Genomic DNA, 7,705 nt, shown 5'->3' on the forward strand with positions numbered 1-7,705 from the left:
CCCGTCTCCTCACCGCTGCGTCTGCTGATCTGCCGCCGGGTCAACGCGGGCCCGCGCCCGCGTCGTCACCGGCTCTCCCCGCCCGCCACGCGGGACCGGCACATCCCGCTCGATAGGTAGGGCACTCTGCGCGAGCAGCGGCATCAGGTGTGCCGCCGCCCTGGCCGCCGCGCCTGCCGCGTGCGCCTGTTGCTCGGCCGCGCGCAGCTCTGCCAACGCCACCACCAGCCGGGCCGCCTGGACGACCACGGCGAGCAGGACCGCCGCCTCACCACCGTCGCGGGCATGCCCGGTGACCATCAGCGCATCGGCGACCCGGCCGAGATCAGCGGCGATCGTCGACGCCGCCGGCGCCTGCGCGCGACGCGGTGGCGCCGCCGCACGGGCCAGCGCGTCAGCCGCCCGAGCCACCGGGCCACGCCCCGACGGCTCGGTGGCCACCGCGACCCGCGCCAGCAGTTCGGCGCTGGCGCGGGCCACCGCCGGCCACTGCGGTGAGCCGGGCGCGACGGTCGCCAGCCGCCCGCTGATCGCCTCCAGGGCGGCGGCCGACGACCGCCACACCGCCATCCGATCCTCACCGCGCAGCGACGATTCCGCAGAATCCGCCGCCTTCCACTGCCCGGCCGATGGCCGCTGCGCATCGGGCCACCGCGTGCGAACCTGCACCAAGCTCAGGTCGCCGTCCAAGCTCCGACCGGCATACCAACGCGGCTCACCAGCACCAGAAGGCCGCAGCGCCACGGCGTACCCGACCACCTGGTCCCGGTCCGTCGCCGCAGTGCGAGCACCGACCAGCAGACCCGCACCCTTCATCCGCGCCACCCACTCGGCCTCGCTGCTCGCGCCCGCGAGCGCCGCCCGGACCTGCCGGCGCAGCAGCTCCCGATCCGGCGCCTGGTCGTCACGGCGGGCCCGATCGACCTCCGGGCGGGTCAGCTCCGGACGCCGCGTCACCCCGGCCCGGCCGGGTGTCCACTTGCCCAACCCGAACTCGTCCTCGATGAGATCGGCGACCTGCTGACTGCGCCGCTTGTCCTGGCGCAACCACACCGGCGCCCCGTCCTCGGTAGCGAGGGTGACGACCAGGTGCACGTGATCGTTGCCCTTCGCCGACAGCCCGTGGCGCACCGCGACCCACCGGCACCCGGCCCGGTCCGCGTCGCCGGTAAAGCCCATCTCCTGCACGAACCGGCCCGCGATGCGCTCCCACGTCGCGTCGTCGAGCTGGCCTTCCTGCGCAGGCAGGCTCAGCGAGCACTGCCACACGTACTGCTTCACGCCACGGTCACCGGCGGCGATCTGCGGCGCGTCCAACCGAGCTGCCAGCTCGTCCAGCGACCACCGCTGGTTGTCACGTTCGTGCCGGCCGGGAGCGAGCAGCGCCACGTCGTCGTACCCAGCTACCACGTGCGGGTCGAGGTGCTCCTCAGCTTTCCCCGGTCCCCACAGGTACTCCAGCAGCCCCCGCACGCGGCTGCCGTAGGTGACCTTGGGAATCATCGCCGACCCGTCTGCGCGGCGGCGATCGCCGTCACCAGCTCGTCGACGCGCGCCGCTACCCGAGCCAGGTACGACGCCGTCGCGGCCAGGTCCCCGGCCGGCTCACCGGTGGAATGCAGCCGGGCGACCGCCTGGTTCAGGTTGTGCGCCGCGCCCCGGACCTGCCGGTGCGCGCCCATCAGCTCGACCAGCAGCGGACCCACCTCGCCCCCGTCCGGGCCGGACGGGGCAGGCACGAGCGGCGCCGACCCGGCTTCCGCCAGGTACGCCGAGGTGACCATCCGAGCCACCGCCGCGTTCGCCTCGACCGCCGCCAGCTCCGCCTCAGACAGCCGCACGGTCACCCGGTACACCCGCGGATCATCGTCGTTGTGGGCACGCCTCCGGCGCTCACTGGCACCGAAGCGGACCACGCCGACCTGCGGCGAATCAGCCACATCGACCACCCTCCCGACGGGCACCGTCCGCCGCGTTCCGGCCGGCCGCCGCGCGGCCCGTCTGACTAAAAGTCAGACTTTTACTCCAACTTGCTCCGACGAAGGAGGATGGTCGCGCGTGCGCGACGCGCGTCGCTGGACGAACCGAGCGCACCTGACGGTGCGCACCAACAGCGCACCCAGTGGGGGTCGACGACGATAGCCGGCCACCGCCCCGCGTCAAGGACGCGATACGTCGCTGCGCGATGGGCCTACGGCTCATCCTTGCCCCTGGTCGACGCCCTCGGCTGGCACTGATAGCGCCCCCACCGGCCGGCGGCAGGGGTGCAAAGGCGGTACCGCGCAGATCGATCTTGACAGCTAAGCTCGGCGTCCACAGCCACCAGAGCGCAGTAATCCGGGAGAGGACTCCATGGCCGAACAGAGCGTCAAGGCGATACGCGGCGAGACCGAGAAGGCGGCGCTGCAACTGCTGCGCGAGCGCGCCAACCTGGTCGGTGACGCGGCCACCGCGCGGCATGAACGCGACCAGCTCGCCGCAGCGCTGGTCGACGCCATGGCTCGCTACGAGGCCACGTACACCGCCGCCGTGCAGGGCGGCTGGACCGAGGGCGAACTGGCCAAGCTCGGTCTGGACGCGCCATCGCCCGCGCCGGCGCGGCGTCGCCGTGCACCGCGACCGGCGACACCCTCCACGCCCGATGGGCTGGGCACCATGGCCAGTGAGCCCGCCCAGCCGTAGCAGGACCACGTTGGCGGCCTTCTTCGCTGCGGCGGGGGAGGCCGTCGTGCTGAGCCTGCTCACGTCGCCATCCCCAGAGGCGCGCCCTGGCGGCGCATGAACACGGCCGCGTCGACGGCATTGCTGTCGGTGGCGTGAAGCGGCCCTGGCGGCACATTGAGGTGCACCTCGAAGTGCAGGTGCGGGCCCGAGCTGCTGCCACTGCTGCCCACGAATCCGATGACCGTGCCGGCCGTGATCTGCTGGCCGATGGCCACCTCGGGTCGCTGGATCATGTGGCAGTAACGAGTAACGACGTTGCCAGGGTGGCGGATGTCGACGTACCAGCCGCAGCCGCGCCCACTGGTGTTCCCGTCCCGGTCGCACGTGGTGTACCAGTTGCACTTGACCTGCTCCACCACCCCGGTCGCCGCCGCGCGGATCGCGTCGCCGCGAATGTCGGCCTTCGACAGGTCTACACCGGCGTGCAGCCGGCCTCCCCGTGGCCCGAACGGGCTGACGATCCCAGCGCGGATCGGCTGAACCCAGCCACCCGGACCGACCGGCACCGGACCGAGGTCGTCGACGCCACACGGAGCCGTCGGCGTACCCCCGCCGATATCGTCGATGTTCGGCAGGCCGAGCACGAGCGCGGCGAGCTGCTCGGCGTCGCCCTCCCACTTCTGGTACGCCTCCGGCAGGCCGGAGCGCTGCACGGCCTGCGCCGCGTCGGTCAACCGCATCCGCTGCCAACCGTCGACCTTGACCAACGCCTCGTAGAACTTCCCGGCGGCGTAGGTGGGCGTCATCCGCTCACGCACGCTGCCCCACCCCGGGCGCTGCTGGAACAGCCCAACCGAGTCGTGGTCACGGCCCACCCCCTCATGCGGCAGGCGCAGCGACTCGGGCACGTTGGCGTTGGCCAGGTTGCGCAGCGCGGTCTCCTGCATGGCGGTCGCCAACGCGATCACGTACCCGCGCGGCGGCACCTGGCGCTGCCGGCCGACCGCGACGATGCTCGCCGCGTTCGTGGTCGCGGCGCCGTCCCACCGTCCCGCTCCCGGCACCGGCGACGAACCGGGCAACGATGGCACCTCACACGCTGCGGCTTCCGCGTCCGCCTGGCCGAACATCACCATCGGCAACCCGACCGTAGCGCCGCACACCAGCATCACCGCCGCCAGCACCGCCACACCAAGCGCGACCGGTCGGCGGTTCACTGCTGGCTCACCGCCCGGATGAAGTCGTTGCCGGTGACCCTCCACCTGCCGTCAACGGCCGCGAGGGTGACGGTCAATGTGCCCGTATCCGTGGCCACCTCGTACACCGCCGCCCCGGCGGCCGGCGCCTGCGTAGCCACCGGGCGGCCCGTCACTCGGGCCGCCGGCACCCGCGCCGGATCCACGCTGCGCAACGCGCGAGCAAAACCCTCGTCGCACGTCGCAGCCACGCCTGCCCACCACACGTCCGTCGGCAGATCCGGTCGCGCCCACGCGGCAGCGAACGCCGCCGCGACCGGCGCTGCCTTTGCCGGCGCTGGCGCTGGCGCCGCACCCGCCTCATGGTCGTGGTCGTCGGTCCCGGGCCGCTCCCCCGCCGTCGACGGTGACGCGTCACCCACGACCGCCGTCGGATACACCGGACCGCTGCGTCGCGGCATCGGTGTGCCCGACTCGGCCGGTGAACAGCCAGCCACCACCAGCCCCGCCAGAATCACGCCAACAGCCGCGCACCCCCACCGAAGCGCCTGATCGACGCACACAAATTCACCTGCTCTGCGTGCCATTCGACGCCTCCCCCATGGTGCTGATCGCGTCCCGTCGCGGCAGAGCCAACACCATAGATCCATTCGGAAACTCGGTGCTACTGTCGGCTACTCGTCGGTGACCTTGACACATGGGGGAGGCATCGGATGACGGGGAGTATCGGCGTGCGCCGGTGGAATCGGCGGTGAAGACTGCCGCTGTCGTCGCGTCTCGCACGCGTCCCGGGATCGCCCCGGAGTTGCCCTTCACGCTGATTCCGCCGAACCTGCCATCCTGGCCGCCATTGTGGTGGGTCGGATGTCACGGCGGTGCCGGCGTCAGCACCCTCGCCCGACTGGTCGGCGGGCTGGACTTCGGCAAGGGTTGGCCCACACTGACGCCGGCGATGCCACCGGCCCAGGTGGTGCTGGTCTGCCGCGCATCCGCAGCCGGCACCTGGGCGGCGACCGGCGCCATCGAGCAATGGCGCCGCCGCTCGGGCATGCCCGCCTCGATGACGCTGCTCGGCGTCGTCGCGGTCGCCGCGACGCCGCGGCGACCGCCGCGCATCGCTACCGAACGACTGCACCTGTTGCGCGGCTGGGCCCCGCAAGTCTGGCGCGTCGGCTGGGTCGACGCGCTGCTCGCCGCCGATGACCCCCGCGACGTCGGCGCTCCCCCGGACATCGAGACGCTGCGCACCGCGATCTGGCAGACGGCACGATTGGATGGAAACCGATGACGCTGATCGACTACATGGACCACGTCCAGCACCTCCTGGCAGGCATGGCCCCCGAGCCGAGCTCCGCGCCGCCCGGCCTGCAGGACCCCGGGGTCGGTGAAGCTCCCCCTGGCGTTGGCGACAAGGTGCTCACGATCCTGAAGTGGGTGGCCTACCTCGCCACCGCCGCCTGCGTCGGCGGTGTGCTCTACAGCGCAGGGAAAATGGCGCTGGCGCACCGCCGCGGCGACGACACCAACGTCTCGCAACTCGGCTGGGTGTTCGCCGCCTGCATCCTCATCGGCAGCGCGTTCTCGATCGTCTCCGCGCTGATCTAGCTAGGAGGAACGACCGTGCCGCGCTCGTCTACAACCCAGGACTTCGCCGACCGTCCGCCGTGGACGCGCCCCGGCTTCATCGCCTCCGCGGCATTCGTGCTGATCATCGTCATCGCCGCCGTGGTACTCGCCATCACCGCACGCGGCGACGACCACACCGACGCCACCAGTACGCCGGGGACCACCAGCACCGAGGAAGCCGAGACGCCGCCGGAGTTGCCCACCACCGTGCCGACCACCCCGCCGGCTGGCGTGCGGTGGGAGCTGGTCGGCCAGACCGCCGTACCGGTCAGCTCGACGGCCGGACCCACCCGCGTCTCCGGCGGGACCGCCGCCGGCTACGCGCACACGCCCGACGGCGCTCTCATCGCGGCGGCGCAGCTCATGATCCGCTCCGCTCCCTCCGCAGGCCGCGACTGCTGGGAACCCACCGTCAAAGACCAGTTCGTGTCCAGCACTGACCGAGAGCAGCTCCTGGCCGCGCTGCGCGCCAACCCCGACGACTCGTCCGAGCCCGGCGAGCTGAGCCAGATCGCCGGTTACCAGTACCAGTCCTACACCCCCGACACCGCCGTGATCGGACTGGTGCTGCGTGCTCCGTCAGCAGGCATGCCGCGCTATCACGTGCTGACGCTGACCCTGCTCTGGCGCGACGACGACTGGCGTATGCAAGCCCCTCCGGGTGGAGCGTGGATCTCGCTCAACCGAGTGACCAGCGACCTCACCGGCGTCGTCGAATGGGGAGCCCGGTAGTGGCCTGCAACCCCGTCAGCCCGCTGTGTATCCCCGGGCAGGTCCTCGACAACACCGCCGGCCGGTTCCTGGACGAGGTGGCCGAGCAGTCGTCGCAGGCCGCCGCGGAGATGCTCAAAACACTGGTCACCGGCTGGCTGGCCATCCCCACCCCGGTGGTGTCACAGAACGCCGGAGCAGTACAGCACCTCCGCGCCTACACCTACTGGGCCGTCGCGGCGATCGCCGTCGGCACCGTCCTGATCGCCGCCCTCAAAATCGCATGGGAACGCAACGGCAGAGAAGCCGGCGCCCTCAGCAAGAACCTGGTGATGCTGGTCGTGATCGCCGGCGCCGGTGTGCCAGCGGTGCAGATCCTCATCGAGGTCGGCGACGCCTACGCCGACTGGATCCTCAGCGCCTCCGCCAACGGAGACCTCGGCAAACGGCTCCTTCTACTCGCCCCCGCCGTCGCCACCGGCGGAATGCCACCCATCGTGGTGATCGGAATCTCGATCATGGTGTTCCTGTCCTCGATGGTGCAGCTCCTGCTGCTGCTGGCCCGCAACGCCGGCCTGGTCCTGCTGGCCGGGCTGCTCCCGGCCGCCGCCGCCGTGGGCGGCTCCGTGCGCAACCGGTACCTGACCTGGCTGCTCGCCCTGCTGCTCTACAAGCCGGCCGCGGCCACGATCTACGCCACGGTGTTCTGGCTCGGCCAGGGCCAGAGCCTGACCGACGTGCTCACCGGCATGGTGATGTTCTGCATGGCCATCGTGGCGCTGCCGGCCCTGATGCGGCTCATCGCCCCGGCGGTGGCGACGCTGTCCAGCGGCGGCGCGGGGGGAACCGCGGTGGCCGCCGGGTCCGCCCTCGGCCAGGTCGCCGCCGGTGCCGTGCGGATGGCCGGCTCCGGCAGCAGTCCCGGTGGCGGCGGTCAGTCTGGCGGCGGTCAGGTACGCCCGCCCGGGGCAGGCCCCAGCGACCCCCCGTACCCGCCCTCACGGCCATCCGGCGGCGGCTCAGGCTCTCCGAAGACCGCCACGGGCACCCCGGCGGCCTCCGGAGCAGGCGGCGCGGGTGCAGCCACGTCCGGAACTCAAGCGGGCGCGTCCACCGCCGCCGGCAGTGCCGGTACGACCGCGGCGGGAGCAGGCGCGGGTGGGCCGGCCGGACTCGCCGCCGCCGCAGGCGTCACGGCGGCGAAGGCCGGCCCGGCGGCGGTGCGCAAGATCGGCGGAACAGCGTCCGGAGCAGCGAACGGTGAGGGCTCATGAGCACCGGAGTACGAGAACCGACCAGCGAGCAGCGCACCTACGGCAACTGGCGTCTCGGTCGCGGCGCCGGGCTGTTCGGGCTCGGCCCGGCCGGCACCATCGCCGCGTTCCTGGTCATGGTGCTCGCCGCCGCGATGCTGACGGTCTCCCCGCCGGCCGCGCTGATCACCGCCATCACCGGCCTGCTCGTCCTCGCTCCCCTGGCGATCCGGATCAACGGGCGCACCGGATTCC

9 protein-coding genes and 1 pseudogene are annotated in these 7,705 nt (G+C 72.3%); 6 read left to right on the forward strand and 4 right to left on the reverse strand.

Features of this window, described 5'->3' with window-relative positions:
• Positions 1–9: 9 nt before the first annotated feature.
• Both AB0H52_RS25025 and AB0H52_RS25030 read right to left on the reverse strand, forming a co-directional pair.
• A complete protein-coding gene (locus tag AB0H52_RS25025) occupies positions 10–1,503 on the reverse strand; it encodes a relaxase (protein WP_357950413.1) in 1,494 nt (497 codons plus the stop codon).
• Positions 1,500–1,940 carry a hypothetical protein gene (locus AB0H52_RS25030; RefSeq protein WP_357950416.1) on the reverse strand — a complete coding sequence of 147 codons (441 nt, stop codon included), beginning with the start codon at positions 1,938–1,940 and terminating at the stop codon, positions 1,500–1,502. The genes AB0H52_RS25025 and AB0H52_RS25030 overlap by 4 nt, the downstream gene beginning before the upstream one ends.
• 412 nt (positions 1,941–2,352) lie before the next feature.
• Between AB0H52_RS25030 and AB0H52_RS25035 the strand changes: the two genes are divergently transcribed.
• Positions 2,353–2,682 (forward strand): hypothetical protein, encoded by a 330-nt coding sequence (locus AB0H52_RS25035; protein WP_357950419.1) that lies wholly within the window; start codon positions 2,353–2,355, stop codon positions 2,680–2,682.
• 59 nt (positions 2,683–2,741) lie between these two features.
• Here the strand turns inward: AB0H52_RS25035 and AB0H52_RS25040 are convergent, their stop codons facing one another.
• Both AB0H52_RS25040 and AB0H52_RS25045 read right to left on the reverse strand, forming a co-directional pair.
• Positions 2,742–3,881 carry a M23 family metallopeptidase gene (locus tag AB0H52_RS25040; RefSeq protein ID WP_357950421.1) on the reverse strand — a complete coding sequence of 380 codons (1,140 nt, stop codon included), beginning with the start codon at positions 3,879–3,881 and terminating at the stop codon, positions 2,742–2,744.
• The gene (locus AB0H52_RS25045) at positions 3,878–4,111 is read right to left on the reverse strand and encodes a hypothetical protein (RefSeq protein WP_357950424.1); all 234 of its coding nucleotides are present in this window, start codon (positions 4,109–4,111) and stop codon (positions 3,878–3,880) included. The genes AB0H52_RS25040 and AB0H52_RS25045 overlap by 4 nt, the downstream gene beginning before the upstream one ends.
• A 488-nt stretch (positions 4,112–4,599) precedes the next feature.
• Between AB0H52_RS25045 and AB0H52_RS25050 the strand changes: the two genes are divergently transcribed.
• From AB0H52_RS25050 to AB0H52_RS25070, 5 genes and pseudogenes are all read left to right on the forward strand, one after another.
• Complete coding sequence (locus AB0H52_RS25050; RefSeq protein WP_357950427.1) at positions 4,600–5,148, forward strand: hypothetical protein; 549 nt, start codon at positions 4,600–4,602, stop codon at positions 5,146–5,148.
• Complete coding sequence (locus tag AB0H52_RS25055) at positions 5,145–5,465, forward strand: hypothetical protein (RefSeq protein WP_357950430.1); 321 nt, start codon at positions 5,145–5,147, stop codon at positions 5,463–5,465. The genes AB0H52_RS25050 and AB0H52_RS25055 overlap by 4 nt, the downstream gene beginning before the upstream one ends.
• Positions 5,466–5,480: 15 nt before the next feature.
• On the forward strand, positions 5,481–6,218 hold the full coding sequence (locus tag AB0H52_RS25060; protein ID WP_357950433.1) for a hypothetical protein: 738 nt from the start codon (positions 5,481–5,483) through the stop codon (positions 6,216–6,218).
• Positions 6,218–7,471: a hypothetical protein gene (locus AB0H52_RS25065; protein WP_357950436.1), complete on the forward strand. Its 1,254-nt coding sequence runs from the start codon at positions 6,218–6,220 to the stop codon at positions 7,469–7,471. Before AB0H52_RS25060 ends, AB0H52_RS25065 begins: the two co-directional genes overlap by 1 nt.
• Positions 7,468–7,705, forward strand: a pseudogene (locus AB0H52_RS25070) (hypothetical protein); the annotation flags it as partial. The gene AB0H52_RS25065 and the pseudogene AB0H52_RS25070, both read left to right, overlap by 4 nt.

Source organism: Micromonospora sp. NPDC050695 (genome assembly GCF_040654415.1).
Taxonomy (GTDB): domain Bacteria; phylum Actinomycetota; class Actinomycetes; order Mycobacteriales; family Micromonosporaceae; genus Micromonospora.